Origin of the sequence: Nostoc sp. C110, assembly GCF_043099725.1 — a bacterium.
Classification (GTDB): Bacteria; Cyanobacteriota; Cyanobacteriia; order Cyanobacteriales; family Nostocaceae; genus Nostoc; species Nostoc muscorum_A.
Genome location: NZ_CP171148.1, coordinates 2,687,218 through 2,702,410, shown reverse-complemented (window position 1 = coordinate 2,702,410; position 15,193 = coordinate 2,687,218). Strand labels below are relative to the sequence as shown.

Sequence of the window (15,193 nt, the reverse complement as noted above, 5' to 3'; positions counted from 1 at the left end):
TAAATCCCTATATTCTCTGCCTCTTGATGATGCGATAATTCAGCAAAAGCTTGGGGCGCAGTTATGCTTGGGTTATGCTTTGTTAACAGGGTTGGAGCTAGTTGCTTTGGCGATTGAGAGTCACAGAGCAATAGAAGCTATGATGAGGCTGGAGGGTTGACTTAGGAGCGTGTTTTTTAGATAAGTTAAGTATTAGCACCTGCTGATATCCGCCAGCTAAAATCATCATCTAAAGTCTGGGTATGTCAATTTTAAGAAAGATGAGCGGTCTAGATTGTCCCTACTAATGCTGTTAAAGAAATTGCCAATCGCTGATCGGTGCGAAAACTATGGAAAATGACGCGGCAACGCTCTACTGTCCAAACGAAAATTGTCAGGCTGCCAACCCCCTGACTCACAAGTTTTGCCAGCGATGTTCCACGCCCTTACCCAAAAATTATCTCTGGGCTGTGGTAGATGGCCCAAGTGTGGGTAGCCCTGGAGAAATATTAGCCGATCGCTATTTAGTCGTTGATAAATTTATTCTTTTAGACACGAAACCTGGTTTCTTAGCGCTAACACCTGAGTTAGAGAATTTACAGCCTCTAAGAGCTTATCTGAGACTCATTCCCTATCGCTTACACGTACCACAGGTATATGGAGTGATTTTTATAGCTGACGGATCTTCCCATGAAAGAGAAATATTACTCTTAGAAAAACCGCCACTATTTAAACCGCCACTATTAGTAGATGACACAATCCAAGTATATTTGGGCAGCGAGTTAACCACCGCTTGGCGTGATGCAACATCGATGCGCCAACTCAATTGGTTATGGCAAATAGCTCATCTGTGGCAACCTCTGGCAAGTGAAGGTGTCGCTTCTAGCTTGCTTGACTCATCTGTATTACGGGTAGAAGGCTCGTTAGTCCGGTTGTTGGATTTGCGTTTCGACAGTGAAATATCACCAGAATTGCCGCAGTTAGGTGAATTTTGGCAGCAGTTGGTTAGTGATAGCAAACCAGCCATAACTGAATTTGTTGAGCAGGTTAGCCTTTCTTTAATTCAGGGAGAGATTAACTCAACTGACCAATTGATTACAGTTTTAGATCAGGGACTGGCACAATTAGGGCGATCGCAAACACCCACGATCAAAATTATCACCAAAACCGACACTGGTCCCAGTCGCCAACGCAATGAAGATGCCTGTAGCCCTCCCAGTGGAACTCTGATCAGCAAACCACCCCAGCCAACAGCTTTAGCAATCGTCTGTGATGGCATCGGTGGTCACGAAGGTGGCAATGTCGCCTCAAATTTAGCCATTGAAACGATCCAGCAGCAGGTACAGCAATTAACAAAAGTTCCCTACGACCACATAGACCCCTCACTACTGCTGAATGACCTAGAAAAAGCAGTGGCAATTGCCAATGACAAAATTAGTCAGCGCAATGACAGTGAAAATCGCCAAGGGCGGCAGCGTATGGGCACGACTTTAGTCATGGCATTGCCTGTTGCACACGAAATGTACATTACTCATGTAGGTGATAGTCGTGCTTACTGGATTACCCGCCAAGGCTGTTATCAAGTCACCCTTGATGATGATGTCGCTTCCCGTGAGGTGCGGCTAGGCTATGCCATTTACCGCGATGCTGTACAACAAAGTTCTGCTGGCTCTCTCGTCCAGGCTTTGGGTATGGGGCCCAGCACTTCATTGCATCCCACCTCGGCACGGTTTATGCTCGACGAAGATGCGATTTTTCTGCTCACATCCGATGGTTTGAGTGATTTTGATCGGGTGGAGGAATACTGGGAAACAGAAATTTTGCCGATTCTAATTGGGGAAGCAAACATCGCCAATGTTGCCGATAGATTAATCGAAATTGCTAATACTAAAAACGGACACGATAATGTCACCATCGCTTTAGTCCATTATCAAGTCCAATACTGGGAACCAGAAATTACCATCAAAGCCTTCATTCCAGAGAGTTATTCTGCCAAAACTGTTGATTTTGCATCCAGGGCAACAGATGCAAGCCTTTTAGGTAGCCCAAACCACAAAACTCAGGTGATTCCCGACACAGAGCCTGCTAAAAATCGCCAATTACCGCTACAGTGGATTGTTCCTTTAATATTTGTGGTGATAGCAGGCTCTTTAGGATTGTTCGTGAAGGAATTGCGATCGCCATCAGGCTTATTTCCATTTCTTCCCAATCCCACAGCAACTCAAAAGCCTACCACCCAAGCAACACCCGTAGCGCGATCGCTTGATAACCTTTCTCCTGGCTGGGTAATTCAAACCACCAAGGAAATCCCCTTGAGAAATAAACCATCGCTTCCTCCTGGAGCATTTTTACAAGTTATCAACACAAATCCAAATCCCAAACCTGCTTCTGGAAATCTTTCGGTTTCTATGCGAGTCTGTCCAAGCAAAAACACGCCAACTCCAGCTAATACCAATAAACCAGCAGTAACTTCCTCAGTTCCACCCAATTTGAAAGCTTTACCGGAAACAGTATTGCTGGACTTATCCCAACTAAAAAGCTTTGGTGTATCTGTTTTACAATCAGATGTACCAAATCCCTGTCCAACAGTTACGCAACCGCCAGCGACTCCATCAGCTAGCACCAGTCCAACTTAATTAAATACTCGATAAACTGGTAAAAACCTGGAATAATAACAAGTAACAATCAAAATAAAAAACTTACAAGGTCAAAAAATAGAAAATTTTCACCTTGAAGAATTGTTATTTTAAATTATCAAGAAAGGCAGGAGGACGTTCGGCGATCGCTCAGTCGAGCCGCAGAGGGCAGTTCTTCCTGGAGAAAAACTACCTGATGTTCGTGGACTCGCTTGCCGCAGGCGCTATCCTACCTCCTGCCTCCTTCCATTGTTTTTAGCTTTGAGTTTTATGAATCCATGCCATCCCTGAATTTGGCGATCGCCCGTCTCTTAAACACTGGCACTGACAACTTCGCCATTTGGGTGGTCAAGGCTCCCTATCCCAGTGGCTACGTTTTACGTGACTGTGTATGGCCTGTTGAACTCAATCAAGTTTGGCAAGAATGGCAGCAGATGTTTGCTGGCCATAGTCGGCTAGATATTTCCCCAAACTCAACATCTCAAAAGTCGCAATTCTCCATAGATTGGATTTCGCCCTCTTCTGGTCAAACCACTGGGCCTTACAGCAGTCGTCTGATGCAATACTTGGGAATGCATTTATGGCGCTGGGTATTTGACGGGCAAATTCTCGGTAGTCTAGAACGCAGTCGTGGGATTGCTATGGGTCAGCATACACGTTTGCGCTTTCGGCTAGAAATTCGTGACCCGGATCTCATCGCTCTCCCTTGGGAAATTATGCAGCGTGAGCCTGGTCAATCGGCAATGTCTCTCTCCCAAGATTTGCTATTTAGTCGTACCAGTAGTGAAGTTGACCCATTACCGTATTTGCGAACTGACCAAGCTTTAAGTATTTTGCTGGTTTTAGGTCATGATGAAAAGCTGCAACTAGAACAAGAAGCGGCTATTTTACAGCAAAGTCTTGTAGATACACCTGTGGGTGGTAATTCTCAAAGATATGCACCTTGTATAGTAAATAAACTTATACAACCAACTCCACAAGAGTTGATTCAAGAATTAGAAACCAAAGCATACAACGTTTTCTTTTACGCTGGACATGGTTTGCCAGGAGCAGACGGAGGATTACTGTTTTTGCGACCAGATATGCCCCTGAATGGGATAGAATTGGCGCAAGTATTGACCCGTACTGGTGTGAAACTAGCACTTTTCAACGCCTGTTGGGGCGCACAACCAGCTGCTATTAATCATCAAGCCATACCTGCAAGTAGTTTAGCCGAAGTACTGATTCGTCATGGAGTGCCTGCTGTTTTGGGGATGCGCGATGAAATCGCCGATCACGAAAGCCACAGTTTTATTCAAGCGTTTACCGAAGCTTTGCGATCGCACAAACCCATAGATGAAGCCGTATCACTGGCTAGGCAAGAGTTATTAACACTGTATAAATTTAATCAACCAGCTTGGACTTTGCCTGTTCTCTACCTGCATCCGGATTTTAATGGTGAACTCATTAAGAATCTAGATGAAGGGATTACCGAACTACCAGACACAGCCATTCCTGATATCGGTTCACCGCTTCCGACTGCTTCGTTGCGATCGCTCACTCCAAAAGGTAAAACCTGGTTGTTGCGTTATGGAGTCACCCGCATTGGCCGGACGAAAGATAATGATATTATCATCGCCGAACCATCTGTATCCAAACGCCACGCCGAAATCTTCTGCCGTAATACTCTTACCGATGCTACATTGGTGCGAACTTATTATTTGCAAGATTTTTCCACATACGGTACAACCTGGTTTTTAGGCCCTAATGGATGGCAACAAATCCTCCGAGAGGAAGTACCCCTGAAATCGGGAATGCAGTTAAAGTTTGGAAGTGCTAGAGGCGAAACCTGGGAGTTTATTATTGAAGACTCCTAGTATAGCTATTGCAGAAATAGATTTTCATGTTTAACATCAGCTTTTAAAATCTATTTTTTCCAGAGAAAAAATCATCTGTTTTTGCGGAAATCTCTTGTAAGGAATTGTAGTTGTCAATACCACCAAATAATCGGGAGAAAATAAAAAATGGCTAAAAAAATTAATGGCTCAGACACCTTCTCTTCTTTGCCATCTCAAGTAGATTTAGATTTATTAGAAGCGCTACTAGAACCAGACGATGCTACCTATCCCTGGAATCCGGCTGATGAAGAATCTGAAGCTTATTTTCATGAATTAGAACAACAGTTCGGAATGCAAGATTTACTTGAGGAAGAACTGACAACGCGATCGCAAGATTTTTATAGCAATCTGGATACACTTTGGTCTAATGTCTCCCTTACGTCAAGCTATAATGACAATCCCCAACAGGCACTAGTGCTGAATCTTCAAGAAAGACTACGTACTACTTTTGCCGCCTGTGTCCCCCAAACATTGCTCAATACCATCGCCCAGAAAGCTGCTGAGATTTTTGCTGCCCAGCAATCAATTGGTGAACAACTAGTTGAGTGCGTTCAGACAGTGTTACCAACTTGGGGAACTGAGGATCTTTTAGTTTTAGCTCGCCCTTTTGCTTACGCTATGCGAAGTAGCGAATCGAAAAACGCGGCATCTGCCATAAGTAATCTTAACAATAGCGAGTGGACAGCTTTATCAGAAGTAGAGAAAGCAAAGGTCACTTTAGCGATCGCTTCTTATGCTTTTACTCAACTCAACCAGTCTCAGCCTGAACTATAAAATCGGGAATCAGTGACAGTTGATCGGTAACGGGCAATAGAAAAAGTAGAGAAAGCCAAAATTTTCATCATGCGCTGTGTTCGCATAGCCCACGCTTTGTAATCGCTATACGTTTAGAGTCATCTCTTGCAAAGATGTTGATTTACATTATGCAGAGGCGCAAAAAAGAGTCGAAAATCAAGACTTTTGCAAGAAGTTAAATGATTTTTATTTTTTAGGCATAGTTACCCCAGTGTAAAATTACAGTACGCTTATTTTCTAACTAGGCCATCTATCCAAAGATATAAATATTCAAATTATTCCCTTGCTCCTCTGCTCCCTGATTCCAGCTTCTTCATCTCTTATTTTGGGCCTAGAAATCGGGTAGCGAAATTTTGCGATCGCGTAGGTGATAGCGCCCGTGCCTTGAGAATTGCCGCCATCAAAAAGGCGTAAGATAACACCCCAACAACTACCAACAGTAAGGCATTAATAGATCCTGTCGCATTCCACAGGGCATGGAGCGCAGCAGCACTAAGATAACCAATAGAAAGAATTTGCCAACTTCTACTGGGCTTGAGAACAGCCAACCCGATAAAATAGCCCAGGTAGCCACTATAAGCCATGTGTCCTGCTACAGAGCCTAAAATTCTCGGAATTAGCAGTTGTAAACCCGCTAGTTGACCAGCAGCGCCTATGCCTACCTGTTGTGCAATATCGGGCACATATTGTCCAAGAGTTTCTAATAGAGTGAAACCCACAGCAGAAGCTGTTCCCAGGAGAATACCATCTAGGGGTTCCCAAACGCCAATCTTTTCCCGCCAAGGTGAAGATAACATTCTACCGATGGCAAATGCCCCTAATACAGGTAATGCCTTGAGTAATTCCTCCATCAACCCAGCACCAAAAAACATCCGTACCAGTAACTCTGTGAAGGTGGTAGATTCTTGGGGTGAGGGCAAGTTTCCCGGAAGAATACCGCGAAACACGAAAATAAATACATCCAATAGTGGACTGAGTAAAATCAACGTTGTACTCAATGCCGCAGCCATTAGCACCCACCAAGGCTTTTGTTTACCGCAAAGTTGGTAAACAAAATAGTAGGCAGCGAAGGCGATATAAGTTGCAACGATAATTTGATTAGCTTGAGGCTGACCGACTGTAGCAAACATTAACACTACAAAGATTACGGTCAGTATTCCCGGTACGAGGTAAGCTTTCCGAGTTAAATCTTTACCAGTGGAAATAATGGGGAAAAGCTGAGTGAAGCTAACAGAATCTGGCTGCTTTAATTGCGTGTGGCCGTGGTAATTTGTTGCCGAAGGTAATGGTGTAACTTGGTTAACTGTTGTGGCCGGAGCTTGGTAAGTAAATTCGTACTCAAAAACGTATTGCGGGCCATCAGCACCTAGAGAAATGCGATCGCCTGGGTGCAATTCCTGACATTCATACAAGCGTTGTCCATTCAAATAAGTGCCATTAGCACTATTTAAATCACAAAGCACCCAGCTGAATTTGCTATCTGGCGATAAAGAGAGGGGACGAACCACCGCATGACGACGAGATACCATCCGGTACATCATGGCATCCAAGACAACTTGGCAGCTGGGGTCGCGTCCAATTACCATCTCTTTGCTGGGGGGCAGCGAGTAGCGAGATTCTGATCCAGAAGCTGCCCCATTACCAGACACTAGCCGCAGAAATGCATTATGTCTTGCGTTTTTGCCTGTCATCGAGTTAGTGTGCGTTTCTAAACTAATTCTTCTTCATATAATTTGGCAGCAGGACTAACCTTAGCCACATTAACAGCAGCATTGCTAAATCCACTATAGCTTCACTTACTGCTAAGAAATTTAAAATTCTAGAAGGGAAATTTCAAATTGTTTCACCTAATGTTAATAAGTATTCCATGTACTGAGAGTTTGTCCTAAATAAGCTTGTCATGGGGATGAATCAGACTATATGATTTGTCTGCTTTTGACATCCTAGCGGTAAATTTCATCCAAAGCAATTTATCAAAAAACAGTAGTTTTTACTGCATTTAGTTTCATTTAGAAAATATATAATTTCTGGTGGTCTGTTGCGAGCTAGTATGGTCTTCTTCCAAAGGGAGACGGCTAGCGCTTTTCCTTCTCTACTAGAGGCTGCGCCCTAAGCGGAGCTATGCCGCAGGCTTTACGGAACGCTTTGCGTTCGCAAAGCGTCTTGCAAAGAAGGGAGTTTCCCCATGAGTAACTGGCGGTAGCAAGTACTCAAGCATCCGTAGGAGTGCCACCTTAAAGGTCAGCTGTTTTTGCCACAGTCTATTTGAAGCAGGGACTAGGTAAAGAAACTGTGTTGTTTATAAAATAAATATTAATTTAGAGTTGAGTCCATTAGGCGTGAGCAGACGCACAAATTTTTGACACATTACACCACTAACTCTGCGATAATGTATCATTTGATGATGGCAAGTTAACAAAGTGTAATGCACTGAACACTTTTATTCTGTAATTAAAGCAGATTAAATTCTGCGATCGCTCTCTTAAAATTTTTGCTTTCATGTCCTGGGCGGCTGAGTTTAATTAAGGCAAAACGCTGTAAGGGCGTTAAAGCTGCCCAATGTTGCGGTGTCAGGTTTACACCTATTTCTTGAGCTTTTTCCTGGAGGCTAGGTGGTACGGTACTAGAGTCTAGCCATGCAGGATGTGGCTCAATGGGTAATTTTGTAGCTGGTATACCCGTGCGTTCTAGAATTAATTGTTCGATATGTTCGCGGTAAGACTGAATTTCCGTTTCTGTTGTGCAAGGTAAATCGACTAAAGCTTGACGTTCGGCTGTAGTCATTTGATTCCAATCAGACAATTTTAGCTTAATGCCACAAGTATCTAAATTGCAGCGCACCTGCATGGGGATACAACGCAGGGAATCAACAAAGTCTGCTTCAAATTGAAAAAAATCTGTCATAGTCAAGTATTCAAAATTCGATTATTTAAAATTAACGATTTTAAAGTATGGATAATTTTTTAGATTTCATTTACACCAATTAGTAATTAAAAACAATACATAAATAGCGATCGCACACTAATAATTTATCCAAAATGGAGTTTTGGTTGTTCTTAATTATCTCGTATACTCTATATTTTTAGGTGGATTCAGACCAAACTATATCTCCCTAGATATTATAGCCGAAAATATCTTAATCAAGCTCTATTGTTAACGAGTATTTCTGTCATTACTGAGCCGAATTATCAAGTAACTAATTGAGAGGGCGAGAATAGCAATTCCTAAACCAATTATATCAATACCTGAAACTTTTTCTAAATCAAGAATGATAATTTTTCTGGCAACAGCAATTAAAGATGTGACAATAACTAATTCAACTTGAAAGACGTGCTTTCGCAAATAAGCTGTGATATTTTCTAAGATTTCTAAAGCGATTAAAATATTCAAAAATAACCCAAATATTTTATACAAGGTTGTGTTAAACTTTGCATAGGGAGCTGTAAATAACTCTTTAAGAATAAAAACTGCTAAGTCTCCGATCGCAACCAAAATTACAACTACCATAAAAATAGATAGAACTTTAGAAACTAGCACCTCAATGTTTTCAATGATGTGCATGAAGTTCTCATCTGTGGTAGCTCCGAGAATTCGCCTCATTAACTTTTTCATTTGCTGCACCTGATTTTTAAATAAAAGAAAATCCCATAGATGAATCTAGAGGATTAAAAAAAGATGATTTGTAAGTTTACTATCTGATTTTTATTCTTTCCCATAGCTTAACTCGACGCTAGTAAAATATCTGTTTACTAGAAATTTAGCCTTTTTATATATAGTAATTGCTATGAGTCAAGAGTAGAGAGCCATAAAAATTTATAATCACTATTAGTTATTTATTATTGACTAAATTACCTATTAGTGATTGATTGTTAATTACCTCTTGATAAATACACTTTGCAGCTTACCACTGTGATGATTGGAATTGATAATCTTTGACTGTAACTTCTACAGAAATTGGAATTAGCTGCACAGCACAGGCTTTTAATTCTGGTTGCAGCGAATCTGGGCAAGATTCTGGATGGGTGAGGGCGTTAGCTTCGGCATTATCAGCCCAGAGTGAACCCCAGTGCATAGGGACAAAAACTGTACCCGGTGCGATCGCTTTTGTCACTTTAGCAGGAAATTGAGCTTTACCCCGACGCGATCGCACTTGTACAGATTGGTTATCTACAATACCTAACTTCGCCGCATCACGGGGATGAATTTCGATAAACGGTTCGGGGTGCATTTTGCAAATTTTTTCAATGCGACCGGTGCGTGTCTGGGTGTGCCAATGTCCGTAAAGTCTCCCATTAGTTAGCACAAAAGGATAATCTGGGTCTGGTGGTTCTGCCAATCCTTTTGAGTAATATGCCCCAAATTGAGCGCGTCCATCAGGGGTATGAAAGCGTAAATCAGTGTAGAGCCGTTTTCCTGTTCTGAGTGTATGGTACTTACGCTTCTTCCCAGCTTCTTTGTCAGAGAAAGTTTCTTCTTCTTCTGGCTGAAAACTTAAGAGTCCTGTTTCAGTATCGATAAATACTGACTCTGCTTTCTTGGCTGGGTAAGGCCATTGAGTCGGGCCTTGTGTCAATTGTTCATGACTGATACCTGTCATATCGCAGGGGCGATTTTGAGTTAATTGGACGAATTCAGCATAAACCTCAGCCGAGTTAGTAAAGGCGAACTCTTTTTCAAAACCTAATCTCCGTCCAACTTCAGCGAAAATTTCCCAATCTGCCTTAGCTTCTCTTGGCGGTTGGCGGAATGCTTGACACAAAGTTACCACCCGTTCGGAGTTTGTCATCACACCAGTTTTTTCACCCCACTGGGCTGCTGGTAGCAAAACGTGAGCGTAGGCAGAGGTTTCTGTGGGATAATAAGCATCTTGGTAAATAGTAAAAGGCGATCGCAACAACGCCTTCTTAGTTCGCTCCAAATCTGGCATACTTACAGCTGGATTAGTAGCTGCAATCCACAATAACCCGACAGCATCATTTTCCAAGCCAGTAATCATATCCCAAGCAGTCAAACCAGGATTAGGCGAAATCTGTCCTGGTTTGAGTCCCCAAAACTCCTCAACTTCTGCCCGGTGCTGGGGATTTTTCACTACCCGATAACCTGGTAATAAATGCGCCAAACCTCCGGCTTCCCTTCCTCCCATCGCGTTTGGTTGTCCGGTAAGGGAAAAAGGGCCAGCCCCAGGTTTGCCGATTTGTCCAGTCATCAGATGCAGGTTGATGATAGTTCTTACCTTGGCCGTCCCTTCTGACGATTGATTCACACCCATTGACCACAAAGACAGTACTCGTTGAGATTCACCCCAGTAGCGTGCTGCTGTTTCTAAATCTTCAATACTAATTCCACATTGACGGGCCACGACTTCTGGCGGATAGTGGCGAATTACCTCCGCATAAGCGGGAAAGTTACTGGTACAGTCGTCCATGAACATGGTATCGATGTAGTTCCAGCGCATCAATAAGTGGGCGATGCCGTTTAACAAATCGATATCTGTACCGGGACGAATGGCTAAATGTAAGTCGGCGGCTTCTGCGGTTGGCGTGCGTCGGGGATCAACCACGATCATTTTGACTTTGCGGTTTTTTTTGTGATATTTCTCCAGTCGGTTAAAAACAATGGGATGACATTCGGCTGTATTAGTGCCAATTAAAAATGCACAGTCAGTTAACTCTAGGTCTTCGTAGCAACATGGCGGGCCATCTGCGCCAAAGCTTTGAATGTAGCCGGCCACAGCACTAGACATACATAAACGGGAGTTGGCATCAAAATTATTAGTACCCAGACAGCCTTTCATAAGCTTCTGGGCTATGTAGTAGTCCTCGGTTTGAAACTGACCGGAACCATACATACATAAGGCTTCTGTCCCTTGGGTGAAGCGGACTGTTTGAATGCGCTGCGTGATGAGATTAAAAGCTTCATCCCAACTAACGCGCCGAAACTCTTGATCTAAAGAGTCTCGCACCATTGGGTAATGTAATCTATTTTTATCTAAAGATTCTGCGATCGTTGCGCCTTTGACACAAACCATTCCTTGGCTAGATGGATGGGCTTTATCGCCGCGCACCCGCCAAGTCGGATTTCCTTCACTATCTCGATTAGTTGCTTTGCCAAGTTGGGCTGGGGGTGAAACTTCTAGTCCACAACCAACACCACAGTAAGGACAAAGAGTTTTGGTAAATTCACTCATGGCAGTTGTACCATTTTGTTATTTTGATTGTGCAACCTCAGATTTAGCGACTGTTTGAGAAATGTTAGGGAGTAAAGAATAGTGTAGAAATTATTCTTTAAGCACTTTACTCTGTGTCCTCTGCGTCTCTGCGGTTCAAAAGTAATTTATTTAACCACAGAGGCGCAGAGAGCGCTGAGAAAAAACAATCTTATTTTACGAGTCACCTTGAAGCGGGTAGTCAAGAAATTTCATGAGTTGCACTCACAAGAAAAAATGAAAATCTCTCTTACAATGTCCAATGCAGAAGTCTATTTTTCCGCTATAAAGGTAGGGTTTTGAGTGGCAGTTTCTGGTAATTCACCTTCATAAGCTGCGGCAAAGGAACCTTTTGGTTCTTTGAGGAAGAAAGCACACATAAAAGCACAGATTAGTGCAGCTATACCCATTGTGGTAAATAGTGTGGGAGCGTCGGTTAGGCTAAAAATTGTTAGGTAAACTACGCCGCCAAAATTACCGTAAGCTCCCACATTACCGGCAATTTGTCCAGTGGCTTCCTTTTTAATTAAGGGTACGATACTGTAAGTTGCACCGCAGCCAGCTTGAGCAAAGTAAGCGGCAAACATTGTAACTGCGATCGCTAGCGGAATTGGCCAGTTACCATTAATAAAATGTGCAATCAAATAACTAACACCGATGCCAGCACTAATAATTGTCATTGTCCATTTGCGGGAGCTAAATTTATCAGAAATTAAGCCACCACTAGGACGAGAAACCAAATTCAAAAAGGGATAGGTAGCAGCAATCATCCCAGCGACAACATGCTCTAGAGCAAAAGTTTTTTCAAAGAATGCTGGGAGCATAGAAACAACTGCTAATTCGCTGCCAAAGTTAGTTATGTAAGTAAATTCGAGTAAAGCTACCTGACCAAATTGGAAGCGTTCAGATGCAGGGTAAGTTTTCTTGCCAGTGAGAAGTTCTCGGTTTACTTGCCAAGCTTTATAACTTTGGTAAGCAAACAATCCTGCTAATAGTAACCAAGCCAAATACATTTGGCTCAAAGTTAGGAAGTGAATGTTCTTTTGTTCTAAGCGCCAAGCTAATAAACCTAAAGCGAAAATCAAACCAAAATTCGAGACAATCATCGCCCAGAAGCTTTTAACACTAGTCACTTCTAAAGAACCATTTTTCTTAGGTTTCTTGTAGACTTTACCAGTGGGTGTATCTTGGACGTTGTTGTAATAAATTACGCCGTAGATAGCTGTAATGATCCCTGTAAGTGCGATCGCAAATCGCCAGTTAGAAGCACCACCAGCGAAAAAGCTAGTAGAAACTGCAAGTATCGGTAAGGCAAACTCTGCACCAAAAGCCCCAAAATTACCCCAACCGCCATAAATGCCTTGAGCAATTCCCATCTCCTTCGGCTGGAACCATTCCCCTACCATGCGAATACCGACAACAAACCCAGAGCCGACAATTCCCATCAGCAAACGACTGATAACTAGTTGATTAAAATCTTGCGCTAGTGCCGTTGCTAAACAAGGAACAGCCGCAAACATCAGCAAGATTGAGTAGGTGATTCTGGGGCCAAAAACGATCCAGAAGCATCCCAATAATTAGCCGTGCAGGTATTGTGAGAGCAAGGTTACAGATACCCAAAGTTTTGATTTGCTCTGGTGCTAAATGTAGTTCTTTGCCAATGGTTGTAGCGAAGGGGGCAAAGTTAAACCAACAAACAAAGGTGAGAAAGAAAGCAAACCAAGTCTGATGTAAGATGCGGTAGCGATCGCTAAATGAAAATAAGTTTTTAAGCATTCCAATCTTTCTAATTGAATAAATTACTGAGAAGAGGTAGGGGAAGATGAGCCTTTTATCTCTGAGGTTGAGCCTTTTATCTCGGAGGTTGAGCCTTTTATCTCGGAAGTTGCACCTTTTATCTCGGAAGTTGCACCTTTAAGGTTGAAGTATGAATTTTGCCCAATGCCGAATACTCCCGATAAGTACTAGCAGTTACTAACTAGTAAGGCTTCTTGCTTGAGTTTCGCCCCGAAGTTTTTGATTAGTAAATCTTGCAATAATGGCTGTAAGTCTTCGCAGGGTATGCCTTTGATAACGCAAGTTCCCAAATGGGCATCTTTGCCAACTTTACCGCCCATATATATGTCAACACCTTCGAGGGTTTTGCCATTTTTACGAGTTTTAGTTCCCATCAAGCCGATGTCTGCAACTTGGGGCTGGCCGCAAGAGTTAGGGCAACCTGTCCAGTGAATTCGGACTGGATTGGTAAAGATTAACTCTTCTTCTAAGGCTTTAATCATTTCCAGGGCGCGGTTTTTGGTTTCGATGAGGGCAAAGTTGCAAAATTGTGCGCCTGTGCAGGATACTAGCGATCGCGTCAACAAACCTGGATCAATAGAAAACCTTTCTAGCAACGGTTCTGTTAAAAATGTTGCTAACCGTGAGTCAGAAATGTTGGGGATAACGATGTTCTGCTCAACGGTAAAGCGGATTTCACCACTGCCAAAAACTTCCGCTAGACGAGCAATCTCAAACATATCTTCGGCATACAGTCGCCCGACGGGAATATTTAAACCTGCGTAATTTAGCCCCGGTTGTTTTTGTTTATATACTCCGATGTGGTCGCGTTTTTCCCAGTCGATCTCATCTTTTGCGGCTGCGGGTAATAATGATTTACCCAAACGGCTTTCTACTTCTGCTCGAAATTTATCTACACCCCATTCATCAATTAGCCACATCAAGCGGGATTTTTGCCGATTAGCACGCGGGCCATGATCACGAAAGACTTCCAAAACTGCTCTACATACAGCTACCACATCTTCTGGAGCCACCCAAGCATTTAGAGGAATCGCCGCCTCACAACGTTTAGCTGAGAAAAAGCCACCGACTAAAACGTTAAACCCGAAAATTTTCTGGTGTGAATGGGCAGAGGGGAAATTTTGCTCCCCTGCTCCCCTGCTCCCCTGCTCCCCTGCTTCTTGAAATGCTGGAACAAAAGCTAAATCATTAATTTCAGCGTGAACTGAATTGTCTCTTCCACCTGCGATCGCAATGTTAAATTTCCGTGGTAAGTTGCTAAACTCTGGGTTTCCTTCACCTTTGTTGGTAAGCATATCTTGAATTTGCTGTATCAACTCTCGTGTGTCGTACAACTCATCTGCATCTAAACCCGCCACCGGATCGCCTGTAATATTGCGGATGTTATCCATCCCTGATTGGATAGTGGTTAAACCAACTGCGTGAAACCTATTAAAGATATCTGGTAAATCTTCAATTCTGATTCCCCGTAATTGGATATTCTGTCTGGTGGTAATATCGGCGCACCCATCATCTCCGTAACGCTGCACCACTTGGGCTAAAACACTCATCTGACTGCTGGTGAGAATACCATTAGGCATCCGTAACCGCATCATAAACTTACCTGGGGTAACAGGGCGGAAAAATACGCCCACCCACTTGAGCCGATGATCGCGATCTGTTTCGTCCATTGCTTCCCAGCCCAAGGCGGCAAATTTCTCTATCTCATCCCTGATGGCGAGTCCATCTTTTTGCGCCTTGAATTTCTCGAATTTATTGAGGCTGGTAGTCGTAGTTGTTGTGTCTGTCATGAGGCTGACTCTCGTGAGAATTTGTGCTGCTAATTGCCCAATATCAATCAACCCGTAGTTCCATCAAGTGGTGTATCTACGAGGGTTAGGGAATAAAGACTTAATATTTGATTA

At 43.0% G+C, this 15,193-nt stretch carries 8 protein-coding genes and 1 pseudogene; 3 read left to right on the top strand and 6 right to left on the bottom strand.

All coding sequences use genetic code 11. From position 1 onward, the window contains the following. The first annotated feature begins 329 nt into the window (after positions 1-329). From ACFFRD_RS17095 to ACFFRD_RS17085, 3 genes are all read left to right on the top strand, one after another. Positions 330-2,615: a protein phosphatase 2C domain-containing protein gene (locus tag ACFFRD_RS17095; RefSeq protein WP_392482457.1), complete on the top strand. Its 2,286-nt coding sequence runs from the start codon at positions 330-332 to the stop codon at positions 2,613-2,615. A 278-nt stretch (positions 2,616-2,893) separates the two neighbouring features. Continuing rightward, a complete protein-coding gene (locus tag ACFFRD_RS17090; RefSeq protein ID WP_392482456.1) occupies positions 2,894-4,471 on the top strand; it encodes a CHAT domain-containing protein in 1,578 nt (525 codons plus the stop codon). A 147-nt stretch (positions 4,472-4,618) separates the two neighbouring features. After that, on the top strand, positions 4,619-5,266 hold the full coding sequence (locus tag ACFFRD_RS17085; protein WP_392482455.1) for a hypothetical protein: 648 nt from the start codon (positions 4,619-4,621) through the stop codon (positions 5,264-5,266). Between the two features lie 341 nt (positions 5,267-5,607). Here ACFFRD_RS17085 and ACFFRD_RS17080 read toward each other — a convergent pair whose 3' ends face one another. The 6 genes and pseudogenes from ACFFRD_RS17080 to ACFFRD_RS17055 form a co-directional block, all read right to left on the bottom strand. Continuing rightward, on the bottom strand, positions 5,608-6,978 hold the full coding sequence (locus tag ACFFRD_RS17080) for a PrsW family glutamic-type intramembrane protease (protein WP_163926860.1): 1,371 nt from the start codon (positions 6,976-6,978) through the stop codon (positions 5,608-5,610). A gap of 760 nt (positions 6,979-7,738) precedes the next feature. Beyond that, positions 7,739-8,191: a nitrate reductase associated protein gene (locus ACFFRD_RS17075; RefSeq protein WP_163926862.1), complete on the bottom strand. Its 453-nt coding sequence runs from the start codon at positions 8,189-8,191 to the stop codon at positions 7,739-7,741. A 249-nt stretch (positions 8,192-8,440) separates the two neighbouring features. Further along, positions 8,441-8,899 (bottom strand): phosphate-starvation-inducible PsiE family protein, encoded by a 459-nt coding sequence (locus ACFFRD_RS17070; protein ID WP_194142664.1) that lies wholly within the window; start codon positions 8,897-8,899, stop codon positions 8,441-8,443. A gap of 289 nt (positions 8,900-9,188) precedes the next feature. Beyond that, positions 9,189-11,474, bottom strand: coding sequence for a molybdopterin oxidoreductase family protein (locus ACFFRD_RS17065; RefSeq protein ID WP_392482454.1), 2,286 nt, complete (start codon positions 11,472-11,474; stop codon positions 9,189-9,191). Positions 11,475-11,764: 290 nt separating this feature from the next. Continuing rightward, positions 11,765-13,268, bottom strand: a pseudogene (locus ACFFRD_RS17060) (NarK family nitrate/nitrite MFS transporter). Between the two features lie 188 nt (positions 13,269-13,456). Continuing rightward, complete coding sequence (locus ACFFRD_RS17055) at positions 13,457-15,079, bottom strand: ferredoxin--nitrite reductase (protein ID WP_392482453.1); 1,623 nt, start codon at positions 15,077-15,079, stop codon at positions 13,457-13,459. Positions 15,080-15,193: the final 114 nt, after the last annotated feature.